The organism is Porphyromonas circumdentaria (genome assembly GCF_900167105.1).
GTDB classification, from domain to species: Bacteria; Bacteroidota; Bacteroidia; order Bacteroidales; family Porphyromonadaceae; genus Porphyromonas; species Porphyromonas circumdentaria.
Genome location: NZ_FUXE01000012.1, coordinates 1 through 21,339 on the forward strand (window position 1 = coordinate 1; position 21,339 = coordinate 21,339).

General features: G+C 44.0%; 16 protein-coding genes, 1 tRNA gene and 1 CRISPR repeat array. Of the genes, 9 read left to right on the top strand and 8 right to left on the bottom strand.

Translation table 11 applies throughout. The features are described from left to right. The 4 genes from B5D06_RS06030 to B5D06_RS08875 all read left to right on the top strand — a co-directional run. Positions 1–789, top strand: a 789-nt coding sequence (locus B5D06_RS06030; RefSeq protein WP_078737114.1) for a relaxase/mobilization nuclease domain-containing protein, incomplete at its 5' end; no start/stop codon positions are given. A gap of 68 nt (positions 790–857) precedes the next feature. Then, positions 858–1,091 carry a hypothetical protein gene (locus B5D06_RS06035; RefSeq protein ID WP_143742627.1) on the top strand — a complete coding sequence of 78 codons (234 nt, stop codon included), beginning with the start codon at positions 858–860 and terminating at the stop codon, positions 1,089–1,091. A gap of 386 nt (positions 1,092–1,477) precedes the next feature. After that, a tRNA-Arg gene (locus B5D06_RS06040) sits at positions 1,478–1,551 on the top strand. Beyond that, the gene (locus B5D06_RS08875) at positions 1,533–1,790 is read left to right on the top strand and encodes a hypothetical protein (protein WP_143742628.1); all 258 of its coding nucleotides are present in this window, start codon (positions 1,533–1,535) and stop codon (positions 1,788–1,790) included. The genes B5D06_RS06040 and B5D06_RS08875 overlap by 19 nt, the downstream gene beginning before the upstream one ends. Positions 1,791–1,869: 79 nt before the next feature. Here the strand turns inward: B5D06_RS08875 and B5D06_RS06045 are convergent, their stop codons facing one another. Genes B5D06_RS06045 through B5D06_RS06065 form a run of 5 tightly spaced genes read right to left on the bottom strand, consistent with a single transcriptional unit; the run spans position 1,870 to position 8,702 of the window. After that, positions 1,870–2,784 (bottom strand): DMT family transporter, encoded by a 915-nt coding sequence (locus tag B5D06_RS06045; protein WP_078737116.1) that lies wholly within the window; start codon positions 2,782–2,784, stop codon positions 1,870–1,872. 30 nt (positions 2,785–2,814) lie between these two features. Beyond that, complete coding sequence (locus B5D06_RS06050; protein WP_078737117.1) at positions 2,815–3,975, bottom strand: endonuclease/exonuclease/phosphatase family protein; 1,161 nt, start codon at positions 3,973–3,975, stop codon at positions 2,815–2,817. A 13-nt stretch (positions 3,976–3,988) separates the two neighbouring features. Then, positions 3,989–4,891, bottom strand: a complete 903-nt coding sequence (locus B5D06_RS06055; RefSeq protein ID WP_078737118.1) for a rhomboid family intramembrane serine protease — start codon at positions 4,889–4,891, stop codon at positions 3,989–3,991. Continuing rightward, positions 4,884–5,618 carry a rhomboid family intramembrane serine protease gene (locus tag B5D06_RS06060; RefSeq protein ID WP_078737119.1) on the bottom strand — a complete coding sequence of 245 codons (735 nt, stop codon included), beginning with the start codon at positions 5,616–5,618 and terminating at the stop codon, positions 4,884–4,886. The genes B5D06_RS06055 and B5D06_RS06060 overlap by 8 nt, the downstream gene beginning before the upstream one ends. Positions 5,619–5,639: 21 nt before the next feature. Next, positions 5,640–8,702 carry a putative LPS assembly protein LptD gene (locus tag B5D06_RS06065; protein WP_455566630.1) on the bottom strand — a complete coding sequence of 1,021 codons (3,063 nt, stop codon included), beginning with the start codon at positions 8,700–8,702 and terminating at the stop codon, positions 5,640–5,642. A gap of 920 nt (positions 8,703–9,622) precedes the next feature. Here B5D06_RS06065 and B5D06_RS06070 point away from each other — a divergent pair. The 5 genes from B5D06_RS06070 to polA all read left to right on the top strand — a co-directional run bounded on the left by B5D06_RS06070 (position 9,623) and on the right by polA (position 18,699). Beyond that, a complete protein-coding gene (locus B5D06_RS06070) occupies positions 9,623–11,131 on the top strand; it encodes a THUMP domain-containing class I SAM-dependent RNA methyltransferase (protein WP_078737120.1) in 1,509 nt (502 codons plus the stop codon). 32 nt (positions 11,132–11,163) lie between these two features. Beyond that, positions 11,164–13,383: a S9 family peptidase gene (locus B5D06_RS06075; RefSeq protein ID WP_078737121.1), complete on the top strand. Its 2,220-nt coding sequence runs from the start codon at positions 11,164–11,166 to the stop codon at positions 13,381–13,383. 68 nt (positions 13,384–13,451) lie between these two features. Continuing rightward, a complete protein-coding gene (gene purD / locus B5D06_RS06080) occupies positions 13,452–14,765 on the top strand; it encodes a phosphoribosylamine--glycine ligase (RefSeq protein WP_078737122.1) in 1,314 nt (437 codons plus the stop codon). 102 nt (positions 14,766–14,867) lie between these two features. Then, positions 14,868–15,857, top strand: coding sequence for a DUF6427 family protein (locus B5D06_RS06085; protein ID WP_078737123.1), 990 nt, complete (start codon positions 14,868–14,870; stop codon positions 15,855–15,857). Between the two features lie 25 nt (positions 15,858–15,882). Further along, on the top strand, positions 15,883–18,699 hold the full coding sequence (gene polA / locus B5D06_RS06090) for a DNA polymerase I (protein WP_078737124.1): 2,817 nt from the start codon (positions 15,883–15,885) through the stop codon (positions 18,697–18,699). 148 nt (positions 18,700–18,847) lie between these two features. Beyond that, positions 18,848–19,149: a CRISPR direct-repeat array (repeat unit 33 nt; unit sequence GTTTCAATTCACGCAACCCGAGCGGGTTGCGAC). A 184-nt stretch (positions 19,150–19,333) separates the two neighbouring features. Here polA and cas2 read toward each other — a convergent pair. Genes cas2 through cas4 form a run of 3 tightly spaced genes read right to left on the bottom strand, consistent with a single transcriptional unit; the run spans position 19,334 to position 21,327 of the window. Further along, positions 19,334–19,624, bottom strand: coding sequence for a CRISPR-associated endonuclease Cas2 (cas2, locus tag B5D06_RS06095; protein WP_078737125.1), 291 nt, complete (start codon positions 19,622–19,624; stop codon positions 19,334–19,336). Between the two features lie 6 nt (positions 19,625–19,630). Beyond that, entirely contained in the window at positions 19,631–20,659 is a 1,029-nt protein-coding gene (gene cas1c / locus B5D06_RS06100) for a type I-C CRISPR-associated endonuclease Cas1c (RefSeq protein WP_078737126.1), read from the bottom strand. After that, positions 20,656–21,327 (bottom strand): CRISPR-associated protein Cas4, encoded by a 672-nt coding sequence (gene cas4 / locus B5D06_RS06105; RefSeq protein ID WP_078737127.1) that lies wholly within the window; start codon positions 21,325–21,327, stop codon positions 20,656–20,658. Before cas4 ends, cas1c begins: the two co-directional genes overlap by 4 nt. Positions 21,328–21,339: the final 12 nt, after the last annotated feature.

Below are 21,339 nucleotides of genomic sequence, written 5' to 3' on the forward strand. Positions count from 1 at the left end.
ATGAATTGGAAGAAGCTCCAAGGGATAGCCTGTGAATTTATCCAAGCGATGAAATTGCAGGAGCATCAGGTGGTAGCCGTTACGCATAAGGATACCGACAATCTGCACATTCATATCATTGCCAATCGGATGAGTATGAACGGGGCGGTTTATGATACGACCTTTGTAAGTAACAAGGCAGCACGAGTGGCAGAAGAGCTGAGTCGCAAACACGGTCTGACGATTGCCAATGAGATACGGGCAGAAAAACGCTATCAAAAGCCGAGAGCCAATCAGACACGGGAGGCGAGCAGGGAGAAACTGCGCACAATGGCTTATGGACTGTTGGGAAAGTATGCGAATGGCGGACTGAATGGCTACGCATCCTTTCGATATGATTTGAGACGACAAGGTGTAATCGTGGAACAGATGACGAACAAGAAAGGTAGCATCTATGGACTGAAGTTTCATTTTGAGGGGCAGACTTTCAAGGCTTCGGAAATAGGACGAGAGTTTGGATATAACTCGCTGCTGAAACAATTCGGGCTGTCCTATGCTGCTCCCTATCACTCTTCTGTTCCAATTTATCAGACGAAAAGCCCTTTACAAGAAGAAAAGCGACAGCCAACACCAAGTCCTGAACCAAGCCTTGTTGAGAGCGTAGTGGATGTTGTTGCCGAAGGGATTGCATCGGGTGTTGGCGGTCTGTTGGACTTCCAAGTCCACGGAGAAGATTATGCCGAGACCGCCTTCCAGCGGAGACTGCGCCACGAAGCCAACAAGAGAAAGAAACGAGGACGAAGGATGTAGGAAACAGAATGTTCGCCTTTCATCAATCTCACAAGACGCAAAACTCACAGCCGAAGAGTAAAAAGGAGATGATACGACTGGTCGCACCTCAAAAAAGAAAATCACGAAAGAATGCTCACTTTCGCTCGCAAATCTGTACCTTTGCAAGTGATAATAGTGAGCGTTCTTTGGTTATTCAAAACAATGTGCCTCAAAGCACTCCGCTCATTTCTAAATCGTTACCTATTCATCTATCTCCCAAAGATAACACTCTACTCCTCAGTAAGATAGTTCGCAAGCAAAAAATCGCATTGCAATCTTAATATACATATACGCAACTTAAATATATATATATTCAATCTACAAATATATATACGCAATTTGCGTATAAACTTTAAGTATAATGCTTATAAGGTTTACCCTTGTAGGTCAAGAGTTTTTCCTGCAATGCTTATAACTTTTAGCCGTAGGGGGCGAATAGATACCCCTATACCATCGTTTCATTTCCCTCTACGATTCTCTGCTTGAAGAGGAAGTCAAAACATTTTTAGCGATATGGATTGGGACAGCCAACAAAGAAATTGAGGTAAAAGAGAGGCAGTATAAGTAGTATTCTTCGAACTGTTATAATCAACAGAGCGTTACACGGGTAAAAAATTATACTTTTGTAGAGTATTTCCCTCTTAGAAAGCATGGGAAACTCTCATTAGGCTCGGTAGCTTAGCTGAATAGAGCGTCAGATTCCGGTTCTGAAGGTCGTGGGTTTGAATCCCACCCGAGTCACTTCTCTCGATAATGGTAAAGTGCAACCCGTAGTACGTAGATACGACAACTTTTCAACAACCACTATGAAAGGCATCATCTCCTATACCATAGCATCTCTTTTGCTACTGCTGCTCCTCCTAATCCCTACCTTCTGGAAAGTGTATGCGTGGCACACTGCCGTGGCAATCACAGTAGGATGTATCCTGTCCGATATAGTAGGACGAAGGATTATACGCCGTAGCAACAAGAAGAGATAGCCACCTTTACAACGAGACCGTTCGCTCTCGCCCCCACTCTACCCTATTCAAAGCGTTGTATCTGCCCTCAATAAGGAGATCAGAGTCGCTTGCGTTTGCGCCAAACTTCCCAAGCATAGGCTATCTTGCCTGAGAGCGATATGATAAGCACAGAGCATATAATAAGCCCTATACCCAAAAGGTGCATAGGCGTTAGAGGCTCGTCGAAAACCAATATCCCTATTACTACGGCAGTGAGGGGTTCGAGAGCACCCAAGACCGAACTAAGGGTAGAGCCACAGAGCTTTACAGCCTCTACGAGCATTATGTTTGCCACAACGGTGGATAGGATAGCCAAAAGTAGCATCCATCCCCAACCTTTTGCATCGGGTATTAGCTGTATTCCTCCCCAGAAATAGGCGATAATGAGGAAACCTATACCACAGAAAAGCAAGGCATAAAAGGAGAGCTTGATGTTGTTCATGTGCTGTAATACGCTCTTATTCACTATCACCATGTAGGAAGCATAGGCCAATCCCGTAATAGCTACGATAAGAAATCCGCCGAAAGGTATGGGCTCTGCACCGCTCCCTATACCCGTGATGAAGATAACGCCCACAAAAGCGAGTATTATGGCTATCATCACAAGCAATGTCGGTCGCTGACCATAGAAGACAAAGAGCAATAGGATAACATAGATAGGATAGGTGAAATGGATAACCGTAGCAATACCCGTAGGCATATAAAGGTAACCCAACTGCAAGCCCATAGCCGAGCAAATGTAGATAAGCCCGAGAGAGATGAGTAAAAAAGCTTCGTAGCGTGTAATCTTGAAATCTATCTTTTTGCTCCAAAGAATAAGCATTAAAAAGAAAGCCGCCAGAAGAAATCTATACGCGAGTATAGAGGGGGTAAGTATACCCATGGCCATAAGAGGCAGGGTAAAGAGGGGTATAAAACCGAAAGATATAGAAGCAGAGGAAGCCATGGCTATACCTCTAATGTGTTGTCCCATGGTAAAAGGTCTGTTTGGGTGCTTTTTTTCTTAATCTTTCAACACCATAAAACAGCTGATTGGTTTATGATCCGATATGCTTGCTTGCTGATCTATATGGCAGTTGTAGGATTCTATTTGTTCCGAGTGTAGTATGTGATCTATCCGTACCCCAAAGCGTTTGAATCGGAAAGAGATACCCCAACCGCAGCCAGTGTGGGTGTAAGCATCTACCAGTTCAGAGGCTATGCGAGAGCGGGCATAGGAGATGGGTGTATCGTTAAAGTCGCCACAGACAATTACGTAGGGTGTTTTACTCTGTGCACAATCGATTGCTATGGCATCGGCTTGGGCTGCTCTCCTCTTAAAAGCGGGTGTAAACTTGGCCTTAACTCTATCTTTCAGTCTGATAGGGTCTCCCTCTTTGGCAAGGGTCATATATTCGTTGGCATCTTTGTTCGTAAGGTAGAAAGACTCCAAATGCAGGTTATACAACTGTACCTCTTTTCCTTTTACATCGAGCGTGTAAACTACTCCACCGTTGAAACGTGAGTCGAGAGGCAAAAGTCGTGTATCTTTTACAGGAAACTTTGAGAGCAACATAAGGCTTGTACCCCTATCTTTCTGTGCAAAGCGCAGTATAACATAAGGGTACTCGGGGAGATATTTGGCAATATGTCGCATGGAAACATAAGGCGACTTCTTACCCGAAGTGTACGCCTCTTGCAGGCAAATAATATCTGCCTTAGACTCTTTCAGGTAGCGCAACGTAGGGTTAGGCTCTTGCTCTGTATGCTTTATGAAGCCAAAACCATGACAGTTTAGAGAGAGTACCTTTATAGCTTCTTGCGGTACTTCGCTCTCTTTGCAGTGTAGGGGCATATAGGTTGTAATGCCTCCCCATGTAACGATTAGAAAAAAAAGATTGAAGAAGAATCCCTTCCACTGACGTTTTATAAGCCTGTAAAGTAAGAAAAAGCAAATACCCAAGAGTAGAAAGGGAAATCCCATACCCAGAAAAGCAGGGAAAAAGAGCTGTTCGGGCGATAAAAACATCGAGAGCAAAGCAAGGAGATAAAGTGCCGAAATGAAGAGATTGAGCATCCACGATATCGAATGAAACAGGGTATAGAAGAAGTTCCATACGGGTGCTCTTTTCTTTCCTTTACGGCTATTTCCTCTACGCAATACACTCATCGGATTTTTATCCATACAAGTACTCTGTTTAGCGTTCTTCCTCTGTTTTTTGAAAAAGTACGTTGCGCTCCTCTTGGGTTAGTGCTGAGTAACCCGAGCGTTTAACCTTTTCCAAAACAGCCTCCATGGTAACTCCCTTTTTATCGTTTGAAGTCTCTTTTGGAGCAGATGCCTTATCTCTTTTTTTACGAACCGAAGATCTCTTTCCAGAGACGAAAAGAGGTTTTGAAAAGAGGTTAACGAGCCAATCTATCGCCTTTCCTATCCCCTGGGTTATATCCACCCCCTTAGTTCGCAGCAATCCCCCAAAGAGCATCCCCGTGAGTATGCCGCCCAAATGCGCTATCGTACCGCCCAAATTCTCCTCACCATTGAGGAGGAGTATTATACATACGATTATGATAGATAGGTTTTTGTAACTGATAGAGCTTACTATAAAGAAAGGCCTGCGCTGACGAGGTGCATACATACCTATGGCACTTATCAAACTTAAGAGAGAGGCAGAGGCTCCATAGAGTGGCAGGTGCAATTTATAAATACCTATCAGCTCCATCAATTCAAAAGTAAGAGGATAAAAAAGACCTCCTATTATCCCCGAAAGTACATATAGTCCTATCGTCTGTCGGTAACTGAAAAAACGAGCAAACTCTCTACCAAAAAAGTAGAGCAGTATCATATTGACCAAAAGATGCCCTACACTATTATGAAACCACATATAGGTGATAAGCGTCCACGGCCTTAGCAGTACCACCTGTAAACTACCGCTCAAAGAGAGGTAAGGATCGAGAAAGTAGCGGCTACCCCACCCTGCCAAAGCAAAAAGCCCCGAAACCAACCAATACAGCATAGAGAGCAAAAGGGATATTACCACCAGCTTTTGTACAGCCGTGGTAGTACGCCACCTGCCTATAAGTAGCCTTTTTCTAAACATAGGGTCTATCTATATATCCTTTTTTACGCCAGAGAAGAATCAGAACAATACCCCCTATCATTCCTCCCAAGTGAGCAAAATGCGCAATACCATCATTTGTACCCGAGATACCGAGGAAGAGTTCTACCAATCCGTAAATAGCGACAAAATACTTTGCCTTGATCGGTATCGGTATAAACATCATATAGATAGAAGCGTTTGGGAAAAGCATACCGAAAGCAAGCAATAACCCAAAAACCGAACCCGAAGCACCTATCGTAAGCACTCTATTGAGGAAAGAGGTAGCAAGCATCTGGCCTCCCTCTGAAAAAGTAACGATGGTTGCCCCCGATGCTACTATATCATGAAGCTCTGTGTACCAGAATATCTGCTGTGTAAGAGCTGCCGTAAGGGCACAAACGATATAGAAAGTGAGAAATCGGCTCCTACCCCAGAGGCGTTCTATGGCACCTCCGAACATGAAGAGAGAGAACATATTGAAGAAAAGGTGCGCTATGGAAGACTCATCATGCAGGAAAGCATAGGTAACAAACTGCCACAGGCGAAACTGTTCTGCCTCGAAGTAATGAAGCCCAAACATATTGGCAAGATTAAAACCCAAGCGTCCGAAGACGAATTGTGCAAACCACACTAAAGCATTTATTATGATAAGGTTGAGCGTTACAGGAGGTAAAAACTGTTTCAAACGCTCATAGAAGTTTCTATTATCATAGTTGTAATAATTCATACGCTTCTTCTCTTTTTATCGTTAATACCATGTATTTCTTGCGCCACCTGTATAGATACTCGTCTGTTGGTACTTCAAATCCTTCAACAAACTCGATTTTACACCTATAGTTACGCTGTATGATTTGTAATAACCTATCGGTATAATACTTGCAGTTAATTGCCAGCAATGGAGATCTCGGGTTACAGATATGGTCATATTGGTAACCTTTTTGAGATCGAAATTATAGTTGGCATCGAACATAAACGCCCAGTTTTTTGTCGGTTTTATATCACCTCTAAAGCTCAAGTTATGGGTTAATTTATAGCGATACTCCTTTTTATGAATGTCAAAGTTAGCATGATCGTAACCAAGATTCATACTGTAATTGAATGAAAAGTTCCAAGGAAAGTTCCATACCAGATAGCCATCATCATCTACTTCTTGGTCTCCAAAAGGCGAACTGCTTCCTCGCCGACCAAAGCTTCTACTACTCTTGTCGACAGCTTCCTTAGAGGGTAATGCAGGTTGATTAGAATCGGGAGTATCGGTTTTATTGGACATATCTGAAGTAACCTCCTCCTCTTTATTCTTATTGAGTAGTTTATCAATGAAGGCTGCTATCTTCTTTCCCGTTTGATTATTAAATGTGTAACTGAAACCTGTACCCGTACCAATGAGGCGACCAAACCCTTTTCCATTGAAAATACGAAGTTTATCTACTCTTCTTGGTATAACCCTACCCGATTCGTCTATAGAATAATCGTAGAGATAGGTATCGAACGTACCATTAAGACGAAGTACAAATTTCTCCGATAGACGAAGTGCCAAAGTAGCATTGATATTGGTCCATTTGAATGAATCGGCCATCATATTGTACCCGATATTCCAATCGAACTGGTCGATAAGGCTAATCTTTTTGAATCCTTCGCCCACAGTATCTCTGTTGTCCCTCAACTTCATTTCGAGGTTGTTGGCAAAGTTAAAGTTGATATACCCAGATTTGTCTCTACCTGGTACCCCAAACATATTGCGTCTGAAAGGCGAATAAATCTCCTCTCTATCTACTCCGTTTTTGTCTTTATAGTGGAGCTTTTTATAGTATCCGAGCGAGGGATCCCCGAAATCGGGTGTGTAGCTAAAAGAGACCGAGGGTGTAACACGGTGGCGTATCATCTGTACTTTATCGCCGAATATCTTCCATGGCTTAAAGAAACCATATAGTGTAGTAGAGGTAGAGAGTGAAGCACTATAATCGTGTATATGGTAGAAACCAAATGTTGTGTCGGCATCTATCACACGCCCTGTTGCATCGTCCCACCTGCGCCCTATCTTTCTGGTGTACCAACGTGCATTGTAGTTGAACGAAGGGGTTACTTTGATATAATCAAAAAGGTCAAACGAAGCCGATACTGGTATCCTATGTTGCATACCGTTATTCCAATCCCTTATAAGATTCGATTGCAATATCTTGTCCTCTTTGGTTACTATGTTGTTACGGAAAGAGCCACTATAACTGAGCGAAATCTTCTCATACCAACGCTCTTTGCCTACTCTTTTCTTACGTTTGAACGGATATATGGTACTTAACGATACCGAGAGGTTGGGCAGAGATACCGACAGCGTAGAGTCGCTCGAACGCTGGTCTATATTCATAGCAGCGGTGATATTGAGCGGTATGCTATTGAAACGACGCGAATAACTTATACTCGAACCCTTAGTATTCTGAGCTCTCACGTCGGGATTATACATCGTATTGATAGAGTTGTGGTTGTAACTACTCGTAGAGAAGTTGACACTTGCCGAGAAAGTACGCAATGGATCGACTTTGCGGTCCTGTGTATGCGACCAATTGATGCTGAAATCTTTTGAGTTGCTATAATCTCCTGGTATCTTCTTATCTCCTCTAACGGTAGAAACAAAGCTTACATTCACATTACCGCTATACTTGTAACGACGCACATAGTTAGAAGAAGCAGAAACTCCCCATGACCCCAACGTATAAATATCTCCCACCACTTTGAGGTCTACATAGTCGTTAATAGCGTAGTAGAAACCTCCTCCTCTGAAGTAGAACCCGCGGTCTAATTCATCTCCATAGGAGGGAAGAATAATACCCGACGTACGTTTTTCATTGAAAGGAAAGAACCCAAAGGGTAGTCCTATGAGATAGAGCGGTACTCCCCCCATAACCATATAAGCGGGTCCCGTTACTATATTCTTCTCGGGTACCACTTTGGCTCGTGTAAGGCGAATATAAAAGTGCGGATCGTCATGGTTATCGCAAGTCGTATAACGCCCTCCTTTGACAAACATGGTATTATCGGGCATACGCATAGACTCTTCACTGGTAAGGAATCCCTCGCCCTGTTGTGTCAAAGCTCCCGTTATATACCCCTTTTCTGTACGGAAGTTATAGAGCATGGTCTTACTCTCAAACTTCTGATCTCCCTCTGAAAAAGTGGGGTAGGCCATAGGATGCCCCTCCTCATCCAACGTATATTGAGCGTAAACCTGCGAGCTATCCGTATTGATGTACATGAAGTTAGATTCCAAATTCATTCTTTGGTAACTAACTTTAGAGGGACCAAAAAAGTAAACCTTGTTCTGTCCTAATAGTACCACAGAGTCCTGTGCCGAGAAATTTACAATATCCTCCAACACGATAGGTTCTTCGGTAGCAGTCTGTAGACTATCCTCTACCACTTCTACTTCTTCGGTAGTAGATGCTATGGCTTCGGGAGCTACTTTCTCTTCTATAAGTTCGTTCGATGTCTGGGTAATGCTGTCTTGTTGGATAACATCGGGTGTATCTGAGGGCGGTACAGAATCGGAAACTATAATTTCTCTCCTCTTTTCCTCCCCCGACTTTATAGATGTCATCTGTACACTATCGGTAACGCTCGTAGGCTGCTCCTCTCTCTTGTCCAAAGAGAGCGTATCGCCTGCTCTGTCGGTAACAAGGGTATCTACAACAGTTTCATAACTTGGCTCTGTAGAGGTATGTAACGAAGTAGTCCGCGTTTTACACGAAACAGCAAAAAGGAGTAAAGCCATCCATAGAAAGAAGAGCTTCACACTACAAAATCTGCATCTACTATACATCTAACCCCTATTACTCTGCGCACAAAGTTAGTGCTTTCTACGTGAAAAGTATTGCCTCTAAAGGGGTTATTAACAGGAGTAGTAAAAGAAGAGAGAGCAAGACCTATTGAGAGCTGGGGTATATATCTATCGTATTTCTCTCTATACCCTTTTACTACCCTCTCGAGAAGATATAAAAGTTCCCTATAATCTTTCCCAAAGTTTCCATAGGTCTAAACTCAAGTTAGGACCTATGCAAACTCGAGTTTGTATAGGTGGAAACTAAAGTTTGCACAGGAGCTATGAAAAAGCAGGTTATTACTTTATCAACAATTCACCCCAAACACCTCTGTTTCTATGTAAGTATATAAGGAATATTCTTTATATCTCTTTCGTAGTAGTAGTAGGGACTGTTGATATGTTGATAGTGTAGAAAGGATATAAAGAGTATAGATAGAGGGGTAAGTTCTCTCTACATAAAAAGTGTAGTAATCTACTACTTATCGTCCGTTTATCAATATCTTATTGACAGTTTAATTCTCTGATAAATAAGGATTTAATGAGGTTATAAACAGATAAACCTTGTGGATAGCCTCGGTTTTATTGAATACTCCCTTTCGTTAGCTTTACTATCTGTGTCTATAAGTAGTAGATTATTGGGAGAATAACTTAGGCTAACTTTTCTTGCATTGTACATAACTGGGCTGCTTGCGAAAAAGAAAAGGAATATCAAGAATAAGTTAGCTTTTCTTTTCAACTTGTTTACAACAGAGTTATCGTCCGTTTATCAACACTTATCTACAGATTCAAATACCGCACTCCATTGTAGAGAGGTATAGGTGTAACGATACAAAGCAAAGAGGGCGCGAAAAGCCCTATTTTCTTTAGTATAAAGGGAGATAAGGATATTTAACTATCTTTGTGGTATAGATGCTTAGAGTATGGAAGTGGAAAAAAATATCTTGTCAGAGGCTACTGTTATAGCGGAAAAATCTACCGACGAACGCTTCTCTTTGGTTGCAAAGACTTTGGCGGGCTTGGAAGAGGTGTTGGCTCAAGAATTACGTCAATTAGGTGCGCGGGAAGTAGTAGTGGGTCGACGTATGGTGAGCTTTGAAGGCAATAAGGAACTTCTATATAGAGCTAATTTTTACCTTCGTACAGCACTCCGTATCTTAAAGCCCATTTACGAGTTTCAGTGTACGAATATAGAGCAACTCTATGAGGAATTGTCTCATTTCAACTGGATGCGTTACCTCCGTGTAGACCAAACTTTTTTGGTAGACCCTGTGGTATATTCCGATTTCTTTACCAATAGTCGTTATGTAAGTTACCGTGTAAAAGATGCGATTGCCGACTTCTTTAAGCAATACCATCCCGAGGGATTGCGTCCTTCGGTATCTACTACGGCTCCTCAGGTACGTTTCAACATACACATCTCTGGGCGTAATGTTACGCTTTCTATAGATAGTTCGGGCGAGAGCCTCCATAAAAGAGGTTATAAGGTACGTCAAACACCTGCCCCCATCAATGAAGTACTCGCTGCTGGTATACTGCTTAAAGCAGGTTGGAAAGGGGAGTGTGATCTCATTGATCCGATGTGTGGGTCGGGTACCTTTTTGATAGAGGCAGCTATGATAGCACGCAATATAGCACCTGCTACATGGAGAAAAAGTTTTGCTTTTGAGGAGTGGAAAGATTTTGACCCTATTCTCTGGCGTTCTATACGGGAAGATATTTCACAAGAGACCCCTTTTCAACACCACATATATGGTAGCGATATAGCTTCGGATGCCATTGCTGTTGCGCAAAGCAATATCAAACATACGGGTTTAGGTGCCGATATTACTCTCGAAAGGATTGGTATGGAAGAGCGAGAGGGTCCAAAAAATCTCTCTTTAGTTGTTATCAATCCGCCCTATGGGGAGCGTCTCAATCGTTTCGATATGGAGCGTCTTTATGGCATGATCGGTACCCAATTAAAGCATAAGTACACAGGTTCTAAGGTCTGGGTCATAGCCCCTCGTAAATCTTTTTATAGTGCTATTGCTCTGCGTCACTCTACCAAAGAGATACTTTTCAATGGAGATATTGAGTGCGAATTAAGAAGCTACGACCTCTTTGCAGGTAAGCGAGAAGATTTTAAGAGAGAGGGTTCGAGAGAGAAGGAACCCTATTCGGCAAAAAAAGAGTTGCGGGGAGCTCGAGAAAAGAGTAGTTTTTCCGACTCAGAGAGACCGAAAGGAAACTTTGAAAAGAGCGATAAAAAGCGATCTTACTACCCAAAAGAGGCAGAAAAGGCTACCGAAGAAAAAGCCCCAACTCCGCGCCGTCGGGCGCGTATAGGCGAGAGAAAAGCATCGGAGGCTATGCCTCGCACTCGATTTGCACAGGATGAACGACGCCGTAAGGGTAGAGCTATCCAAGTATTTGATGAAAGTGATAATTAAACAGTACAATATATTTCAATCTGATTGATCCTATGAAGAAAATTTTCCTACAAGCCTTGCTTGCGATACCTTTCCTTTTTGGTGCCGTACAACTCCAACCCGAAGCAATGGCGCAAAGGAGCCCTGGACTCTATACCTTAGAGGATGTTACTATGGGTGGACGTACCTTTTTGGATAGATTTTACCCTCAATATAAAAATCGTCTGCAGTGGATAGGCGATAGAGCTATCTACGTAGAGGGTGAAAGTATCCTTTTAATAGAGGGCAAAAAGGGAACTAAAGAGCTCCTTACGTTAAAGGAAATACGTAGGATTATACCCCATGAAGAGGTTTTTGAGAAGAGTACTTTTTTCCCTATGTTTCGTCCTATTAAGGGATATGATAACTGGATAGGGCTCTCCTCACCTACGGGATACTATATTGTAGATGTAAAAAGCAAAAGTTTGGTGCGCAGCTTCAACTTCTTGCCTGCCGAGGGAGTTGAGCCTTATACTCTACTGGAGTTAAGTCCCGATGCAACCCATGCACTGCTTCGCTCCTCCAAAGGAGAGTTACTCATTACTTCAGCTCTCAATTCCAGTACTACTCATCGTCCTTCCTTTGAGCTTGTTGCCTGCAATGAGAGCGATACAATTCTTTATGGAGAGGCAGTGCACCAACGAGAGTTTGGTATAGAAAAGGGTGTTTTTTGGAGCCCTGACGGTAGTAAACTCGCTTTCTACCGCATGGATCAATCTATGGTAGCTCCCTACCCTATCGTTACAATTATGGAGAAGAAAGCACAGATTGCTCCACTTCGTTATCCCATGGCGGGCGATCCCAGCCATCATGTTACTCTCGGAATATATGACCTTGCTACCCGTAAGATTACTTATATGAAGACAGGAGGCGACCCCGAGCACTACCTTACCAATATAGCTTGGGCACCCGACGCCAAATCTATCTTTATGGCAGAAATAAACCGAGCACAAACACGCTCCGATGTAAATCAATACGATGTTGCGACTGGTAACCGCATCAAAAATATCTTTACCGAGGAGGATAGCAAGTATATCGAGCCTTCTCATCCGATGGTTTTCCTCCCTGGTAGCGATAAAGAGTTCATTTGGCTCTCTCGTGCCGATGGATTTAATCATATCTATTGCGGTAATATAACAAACGGAAAGCTCCGCCAGGTAACTTCGGGAGCTTGGGAAGTGCTCGCTTTCAAAGGTTTTGACAAAGAGGGGAAGACTCTTTTCTTTGAAGCAACAAAGGCAAGTCCACTGGAGACACGCCTTTACAGCGTACGATTAGATGGCTCTAAACTTACAGACTTGACCCCTGATAAGGGTGTACATCACACGCAGTTCAATGCGTCGTTTACTTCGTTTATCGATACCTATTCTTCTACTACCGTACCTCGTAACATTGTACTACGTAGTACTTCGGGCAAGGTTGTACACAGCATTCTTACAGCTCCCGACCCTACAAAGGAGTATCGTATGCCCAAGATAGAGTTGGGCTCCATAACCAGTAAGGATGGTTCTACCGAGCTTTACTATCGACTTATCAAACCTTTAGACTTCGATGCCAACAAGAAATACCCCGTTATCGTATATGTCTATGGAGGTCCTCACGCGCAGCTCGTGACCAACTCTTGGATGGGAGGTGCCAGAGGATGGGATATTTACATGGCACAGAAAGGCTACATCGTCTTTACTTTAGATAATCGTGGCTCTGCAAACCGTGGGAGAGACTTTGAACAGGTTATACACCGTCAGGTCGGTACCGTCGAGATGGAAGATCAGATGCAAGGGGTCGATTTTCTCTTGAGCCATAATTGGGTCGATCGTGATCGCATAGGTGTTTACGGATGGAGCTTCGGCGGATTTATGACAACGAACCTTATGCTTACCCATCCTGATGTATTCAAAGTAGGCGTAGCAGGAGGCCCTGTAATGGATTGGAGCCGCTATGAAATCATGTACGGCGAACGCTATAACGACACTCCCAACGAAAATCCCGAGGGATATAAGGCGAATAACTTGACTTTACGTGCTAAAGACCTCAAAGGCCGATTGCTCCTTATTCACGGAGCGGTAGACCCTGTAGTCGTTTGGCAGCATGCCCAAGCCTTTGTTGAGCAGGCTATCAAGGCACGTACCTACCCCGATTGTATGTATTATCCTACGCACGAACACAACGTAACAGGGCCAGATAGAGTACATCTCAATACGACGATTGCTCGTTATTTCGAAGATTTTCTGTAAAATGCCCTATTACACTTTCTATCGAGAACCCATTCCAAAACAATGAGGAATTAAAGTTTACCGAAATTATGGAAGAAAAACGCACTTCAGGACGTCTTAACGTCTTACTATTAGGCTCTGGAGGAAGAGAGAGTGCAATGGCTTGGAAGGTAGCTTGCAGCCCACATCTCGAGCACTTATTCATAGCTCCAGGCAATGGAGGTACAGAGGAGTATGGAACCAATGTACCCGATTTGAATATAAAAGATTTCGATGCTGTAGCGCATTTCATAGCTCAGCATGGTATAGACCTCTTGTTGGTAGGTCCCGAAGATCCCTTGGTAGAGGGTATTGCCGACTATTTCGAGGAACGAAAGGAGTTATTTCCTTTCTTGCTTGTGGTAGGCCCCAATGCCGCAGGAGCACGCCTTGAGGGTAGTAAAGACTTTAGCAAAGCCTTCATGACTCGCTATAAAATCCCTACGGCACGCTATCAATCTTTTGGGGCAGACCAGAAGAGAGAGGCTCTTGCTTTCCTCGAAACACTACAACCCCCCTATGTGCTCAAGGCAGACGGTTTGGCAGCTGGTAAGGGTGTACTCATCGTACCCTCTTTGGAAGAGGCAGCTAACGCTTTTTCAGACTTGGCAGAGGGTACTTGGGGCAGTAAGGGGCAGCGTATCGTGATAGAGGAGTTTTTGCAAGGTATCGAGTGCTCTGTCTTTGTTGCTACCGACGGTAAGGATTACAAAATACTTCCCGTGGCCAAGGACTACAAGAGAGTAGGAGACGGAGATACAGGACCCAATACGGGAGGAATGGGTTCTGTGAGCCCAGTTCCCTTTGCCAACGAAGAGTTTATGCAGAAAGTGGCTCAGCGTATCATAGAGCCTACTCTCAAGGGATTGCAGAAGGAAGGTATCTTCTACAAGGGTTTCATCTTCTTGGGGCTTATGAATGTAGAGGGCAATCCTTACGTCATAGAGTACAATTGTCGCATGGGAGACCCCGAAACAGAGGTAGTCATGCTCCGTATAGTGAGTGACTTTTTGCTCCTTCTTAAGGCTGTTGCCGAGGATTCTTTGGGGAATTATGTGCTCGAGGAAGACCCGAGAGCAGCTGCTTCTATTATGCTTGTTTCGAGAGGTTACCCAGGCAGTTACATAAAAGGGTACGAGATGACCCTTCCCGAGCCTACTTTCAATACGCAGTTGTTCCATGCAGGAACTACTTTTATGGATGGTAAGTTGGTTACTTCGGGCGGTAGAGTACTCGCTGTAAGTTCCTACGGAGAGCATCTCGAAGAGGCTCTCAATAGAAGTTACACCGTAGCACAACAGGTACTTTTCGAGGGTAAAAACTACCGCCACGATATAGGCAAAGATCTTTTGAACGACAACTAATTGCTATAACCTTTATCCCTATCCATCTCTAAGCCGAAAGATAGTTGCAGAAATGGATAGGGGTATTCTTTTTTTCCCCTTTCTTTTCTATCGTTTTATATCGTGAAAAGGCATTCGATATTCTCTAAGAAACGCCCCTACGACTACTCTCTTCTCTGGATTGTTTTGTTGTTTTTGGCTTTTTTGCTTTTTGTTCGCTCTGCTTACCCGCTGCCCGATGGAGAAGAAAGTTATTTCTTAGACCTTCATCGCTTTCTCCCGCCCTCTTTTGCGCCCATAGCGAGCTTTTTCCTCTTTATAATGGGAGTGATTGTTGTCCGTGTTACTTCCAATGTATATGTACTCAACGATGAGAGTGAGCGAAGTAAGAGTACACTCCTTTCTCTCCTTTTACTCTTTCTTTTCCCCTGCTCTTTGGGCTCTAATCCTGCTTTTTCCGCTCTTCCTTTCTGGGGTATGGCACACCATACGCTCTATGCCTCTTATCGAGAGAAGAGTGCCCCTTTTGAGATAACCAACTGTGCCATTGCGCTCTCACTGGCAACGATTGTTTGGCCTCCTTCTATTCTTTTATTGCCTATCATGATCTTTAACATCATAGACTTACAGGCTTTCTCATGGCGCAATCTGTTGGCTTTTTTCTTTGGTTATATTGCTCCTCTTATCCTTTTGGCTCTTATTGCCGTAATGACAGGGTGGTCAGAGGATTTGCTACTGTCGCTCCAAGCCATGATGAGGCTCGAAATCATAGGATACAGTACTGTTTCTTGCGGTATCTCTCTGCTTATGGGTGGGGGAGTACTTGTATTGCTTTATCTTTGGGCTATAGGAGGGGCTATGATGCACCTTTCCAAAAAGAAAGTCAAAGTACTGCAACTCACCGCTACCCTCATGCGTACCCTATTTTTACTACTGGGGGGAGTGCTGTTCGTACAGCATCTGGAGGGATTTTTACTCCTGATGATTTTACCTACTGCTATGCTTCTCTCGGGAGTTATCCAACGAAAAAAGCCGTTCCAAATACTGTTAATTTTGCTCATGATTATACTGCTTGTGATTTGGGGCTCGGCTTACAACTTCTACTCCTTTTAATCGGTCTGTAAATAAACTATAACGTATGTCTGCTCAACGTCTTTTTCTCCTCGATGCTTACGCACTTATATTCCGCTCTTACTATGCTTTTATCCGCTCGCCCCGTATCAACTCAAAAGGCATCAATACGAGTGCTCTTTTTGGTTTTACGCTGAGTTTGCTCGATATTATAGAGAAAGAAAACCCCGATCACTTGGCGGTTGTTTTCGATCCCTCGGGAGGTTCGTTCCGACATGAGGAGTATCCCGATTACAAAGCACAGAGAGACGAGACGCCAGAGGGTATTATTTGGGCGGTTCCAGAGATAAAGAAACTGCTCGAAGCAATGGCCATTCCAACCCTTGAGGTACCACGTTACGAGGCGGACGATGTAATCGGAGCTCTTGCACATCGAGCAGAAAAGGAGGGATACGATGTATACATGGTTACGCCCGACAAGGATTATGCACAGTTGGTTACGGATCAATGCCGTATATACCGACCATCCACTCATGGATATGAACTGTGGGGACCGCGCGAAGTGTGTGAGAAATTTGAGCTAAACAATGCTCATCAGGTAATAGACTACTTAGGATTGGTAGGCGATACTGCCGACAATATACCTGGTTGTAAGGGGATAGGACCCAAAACGGCCTCCGAATTGCTCCGTTCGTATGGATCGATTGAGGAGATATACAACAACTTGGAGGCACTGAAAGCAGGTACACGTAAGAAGTTGGAAGAGCACAAAGAGGAGACTCTACTCTCTCGCTATTTGGCTACGATTTGTACCGACATTCCTTTTGATTTTGCTATTGATTCGCTCGTTCGGAAGCAAGCGCATGTAGAACGAGTGCAAAAGCTTTTTGAAGAGTATGAGTTTCGTTCATTGGCTAAGCGTATAGACGTCTTGGCGCATAACCAAGGCAACGGAGAGGCTACTCTTTTTGATATAACGTCACAGAAGAGAACTGCCACCGAAAAGGAACAAGAGGAGGTTAAGAGTGAAGATATAGACCTCTTTGACCTTGGAATGGGAGATGAGGGTACGAATAAAAAACGTCTGGCAGATATTCCCCACCGCTATACGATTGTAACTACCGACGAAGAGCGTACAGCTCTTTGGCAACGCCTTGCAAGCGTTCCGCACTTTGCTTTCGACACAGAGACCGATGGCTTAGATGCACTGACTTGTTCCATAGTGGGAGCATCGTTTGCTCCTGCAGAGGGAGAGGCTTATTTCCTCCCACTTCCCGAGGATGCAGCTACCGTTACCGAGTGGCTTAGTCCCCTTATCAAGCTCATGAAGGAGGATACTATCCTCAAGATTGCACAGAATGCAAAATTTGACCTTAAGGTACTTAGTCGTTACGGCATAGGGGAGGTTGTTTCACTTTTCGATACTCTTTTGGCGCATTATCTGATTGCTCCCGAGCGTCCGCATAACTTGGATTCGCTTGCCGAACAGTACCTTACCTATACTCCTATCCACTACGAGGAGCTCTCGTCACAGAAGAAATTTGATCTTCGTAAGGATGTTTCTCTGGAGTTGCTTGCAGATTATGCTTCGGAAGATGCCGACGTAGCACTCCGCCTCTACCCTATTTTACGGGAAGAGCTCATAAAGGGGGGGATGTATAGGCTCTTTGAAGAGGTGGAAATGCCCCTTCTGCAAGTACTCCAACGTATGGAAGAGCGAGGCGTACGCTTAGATACTGGACGTCTTTCTGAGGTAGCTAAAGGCTTGGAAGAGGAGATGCAAAAGCTCGAAGAGACGATATACCGCGAGGCGGGGCAATCCTTCAACATAAGCAGTCCCAAGCAGGTGGGGGAGATTCTTTTTGAGAAGATGAAGATAAGTAGCCGCCCCCGCAAGACGAAAGGCGGAGGGTATGCTACGGGCGAAGAGATTCTTTTGCAGTATGCCACAGAGCACCCCGTGGTACAGCATATATTGGATTACCGAGGGGTAAAGAAACTTATGAACACCTATATCGAGGCTTTGCCCACACTCCTCTACTCCGATGGCAAACTACACACTTCATTCAATCAGACGGTGGCTGCAACGGGTCGTCTATCAAGTAGTAATCCGAACTTGCAAAACATACCGATTCGCTCGGCTGTGGGGCAGGAGATACGCTCCGCTTTGGTACCCGATAGCGACGAATATCTCTTCTTAAGTGCCGATTATTCACAGATAGAACTTCGCCTTTTGGCACATCTAAGTGAAGATGAGCACCTTATCGACGCTTTCTGTCGAGGGGAAGATATTCACCGTACCACGGCTGCCCGCATCTATAAGATACCCCTCGAGGAGGTAACACCTATACAGCGTTCGTTTGCTAAGACCGCTAACTTCGGTATTATCTATGGTATTTCTGCTTTCGGATTAAGCCAGAGACTGCATATTCCCCCGAAAGAGGCACAGAGTTTGATTGATAGCTATTTTGCCTCGTACCCCTCTATAAAGGCTTTTATAGATCGTTGTATCGAGGAGGCACGTCGTAAGGGATATGCCGAGACGATAATGGGGCGTCGCCGTTACTTGCCCGATATCAATAGTCGCACCGCTACGGTACGCTCATTTGCAGAGCGCAATGCGGTTAATGCACCGATACAGGGGACAGCTGCCGACTTGATAAAAATAGCGATGGTACGTATCGATCGAGCCCTCAGAGAGAAGCAAATGAAAAGTCGTATGATACTCCAAGTGCACGATGAATTGAACTTCGACGCGCATCGCTCCGAAATAGAAGCTCTTACCGATTTGGTGCGTTACGAAATGGCACATGCGATAGAGGGATTACGGGTGCCGTTGGAGGTAGAAATCGGCACGGGAGCTAATTGGTTGGAAGCTCACTGATAGCACCTTTTTCTTTTTATATTCTATCAAAAAAATAAAAGCCAAACCTAGGAGAGTTAAAGTGTTTTAGCTCTTCTAAATCGGCTCTGGTCAAGACTCACAAGGACGGTTGTATAGGCTAACTGCTCCTCTCAAATGTTTCTTTCCAGTTTCAATTCACGCAACCCGAGCGGGTTGCGACATAGACCTAACAGACGAGCTAATACGAAAGTACAGGTTTCAATTCACGCAACCCGAGCGGGTTGCGACTGTAACGGGAAGAAAGTCTTTGAGCGAAAGCACTGGTTTCAATTCACGCAACCCGAGCGGGTTGCGACATCTTGTTGTTGCGGATTACACTTGTACGAGTGAGTTTCAATTCACGCAACCCGAGCGGGTTGCGACTCAGAGCGATTAGCGCATATTCAAGAGACCGAAGTTTCAATTCACGCAACCCGAGCGGGTTGCGACAGTACACCCACAAATGTACACAATTTAGCCGAGTTAGAGAGGTTAAAATGCGAATCATTAAATATGTCAAAGAACGTATGCTTGTTTTTCTTGTCATATCAACTATAATGTGTTGATTTATAATGACTGCGACACCGCGGCTTTTTTCTGTGTACTTTGGGTTCGCAGAAGTTATATGAGGGATTTAAATGATTAATTCCCCCTCAATTTCAAATGATGTTGGTTTGCCATAACTTTCTATGTGGGCTTGATAGTTTTTTCCCAGACGGTAAATCCTTAAGCTATCTACACTATCGTCCATAGTAGAGAGAAGTTGATGCTTGAGTAACACAAACTGTGCAGGATCTACGAGGCACTCAAATACGGAGTTCTGTACTCGTTGTCCGTAGTTTTGGCAGATTCGGGCTACTTGCCGAAGTCTTTTCTCTCCGAAAGAACTGGAGGTTGCCACATCGTATGTGATAAGGATATACATAGGTCGCTATTGTATAAGGAATATAGGGTAGTCATTGATATCTCCTCTAAGGTATCTGGATAAAAGCAAGGCCTGTATATAAGGTAATAGCCCTAATGGCATTTTTTCTTTCAAAAAGGGGTGAGTTATCTCTTCTTTTTTACGCCTTTGCCAGAGAGTTAGTAGTTTCTTACGAGCATCTTCCTTGAGAATTATACCGTTTTCTCCCTGAGACAGAAAGTCTTTTGGGCTAATTTGCTTTTTATTAATTAGCGAAAGCACGAAGCGATCTACGAGGTATGCCCGAAGTTCTTCCATAAGATCAAGGCCAAGACTGGGACGTCCAGGTCTATCTACATGTAAAAAGCCAACAAAGGGGTCTAAACCAACGCTTTCGAGGGCAGATCGTACATCAAGGGAGAGAATTGTATAAAAGAAAGATAGAAGAGCATTAACCATATCTTTTGGAGGTCGCTTGTGTCTGCCTGTGAAAGGAAATTCTGGATTTAGAATCAGATGTTCGAAAACCGAGAAGTATAGTTTTGCAGCATTTCCTTCTACCCCTAAGATGCTCTGCCGATCTCTTAGGCTTCCTATTCTCTTTTGTTCGTACTTCAGTTGCAATATAACTTCCCTAATAGCCTCTGTGGTCGTATTTGTTAGAGGATGATCTCTCAGAAGTCTGGAGAGGACAGCTCTTTGGTTAGCAATTTTTCCAGCAATGAATATAGCTGCGATATGTGTCGAGGTCAGCTCGTCATCCGCTATGCGATATTGTGTGCGGCGAAGCAATACATTTCCTTTTATACCACCTTCAAGACTACCGATATACCTGCCCGTGGGGGAGAGAAAAGATAGCTTGATGCCGTTCTGTACACAGAGGTACATAGCTCCAGGCGACGCCCCTGTACGAGAGAAAGAGAGAATGCTCTCAAGGTTGTGTATGGGTATGCGTAAGGCCTCTACATCATTGATGCGTATCACGAGGTTTTCACCGTCTTTACAGAGATAACCATCGGGAGAGAGAATATATAAGGTATTGAGAAGCTTTTTCATACGTCAAATAGTTTTTTTCTTGATAGGTAATCGGAAGCCGATTCAAACTGATTGACTCGGGGAAGACAGACCTCTACCAGAGAACAACTATTGCATTTCTTTGAATATACAGCAGGTATATAGGTCTTACGACGGAAGGCCTCATGCATGTCTTCGCAGATGTCGAATAGTTCCTTTCTCAATTCTGGAGATAAAACGACTTCCTCTCGGTGCCTTGACTCTCCATAGTATAGGTAGCCTTGGGGGATGTCAATACCATACAACTCTTCTAAGCAAATAGCTTGTGCACAGAGCTGTAATTTGTCTGCATTGTGTTTCTTGGGGCGACCACGCTTGTATTCAATAGGGGTAGCTTCCCACAAACCTGGATACTTTGGGTGAGTGAATGCAAGGCTACGAGTGTCAGATGCAGGGCGTAGCTCCACTGCATCTGACAAACCATATACTCCTAAATTGTACGAGACGAGAGGTACTGAGCGAAGAATAATTGTATTGCCTCTACGCTCGTTAAGCTCTGGTTTATCCACTTTTTTGTGTAGCAAACTTCCTAAGGTAGTGAATTCATTTTCACTCCAAACCTGCTCTACGTGTATGAGAAACCATTGTCTGGGGCAAAACTTGAAGTGTTGTACCCCAGAGAGCATTAGCAACTCGTCTTCGGTGTACATAAACTATATGTT

What these genes read in the sequence shown, in the direction of transcription:
- B5D06_RS06035 (WP_143742627.1), top strand. Translation starts at nt 858, where the DNA reads ATGATACGACTGGTCGCACCTCAAAAAAGAAAATCACGAAAGAATGCT.
- B5D06_RS06045 (WP_078737116.1), bottom strand. Translation starts at nt 2,784, where the DNA reads ATGGGACAACACATTAGAGGTATAGCCATGGCTTCCTCTGCTTCTATA.
- B5D06_RS06050 (WP_078737117.1), bottom strand. Translation starts at nt 3,975, where the DNA reads ATGGATAAAAATCCGATGAGTGTATTGCGTAGAGGAAATAGCCGTAAA.
- B5D06_RS06055 (WP_078737118.1), bottom strand. Translation starts at nt 4,891, where the DNA reads ATGTTTAGAAAAAGGCTACTTATAGGCAGGTGGCGTACTACCACGGCT.
- B5D06_RS06060 (WP_078737119.1), bottom strand. Translation starts at nt 5,618, where the DNA reads ATGAATTATTACAACTATGATAATAGAAACTTCTATGAGCGTTTGAAA.
- B5D06_RS06065 (WP_455566630.1), bottom strand. Translation starts at nt 8,702, where the DNA reads ATGTATAGTAGATGCAGATTTTGTAGTGTGAAGCTCTTCTTTCTATGG.
- B5D06_RS06070 (WP_078737120.1), top strand. Translation starts at nt 9,623, where the DNA reads ATGGAAGTGGAAAAAAATATCTTGTCAGAGGCTACTGTTATAGCGGAA.
- B5D06_RS06075 (WP_078737121.1), top strand. Translation starts at nt 11,164, where the DNA reads ATGAAGAAAATTTTCCTACAAGCCTTGCTTGCGATACCTTTCCTTTTT.
- purD (WP_078737122.1), top strand. Translation starts at nt 13,452, where the DNA reads ATGGAAGAAAAACGCACTTCAGGACGTCTTAACGTCTTACTATTAGGC.
- polA (WP_078737124.1), top strand. Translation starts at nt 15,883, where the DNA reads ATGTCTGCTCAACGTCTTTTTCTCCTCGATGCTTACGCACTTATATTC.
- cas2 (WP_078737125.1), bottom strand. Translation starts at nt 19,624, where the DNA reads ATGTATATCCTTATCACATACGATGTGGCAACCTCCAGTTCTTTCGGA.
- cas1c (WP_078737126.1), bottom strand. Translation starts at nt 20,659, where the DNA reads ATGAAAAAGCTTCTCAATACCTTATATATTCTCTCTCCCGATGGTTAT.
- cas4 (WP_078737127.1), bottom strand. Translation starts at nt 21,327, where the DNA reads ATGTACACCGAAGACGAGTTGCTAATGCTCTCTGGGGTACAACACTTC.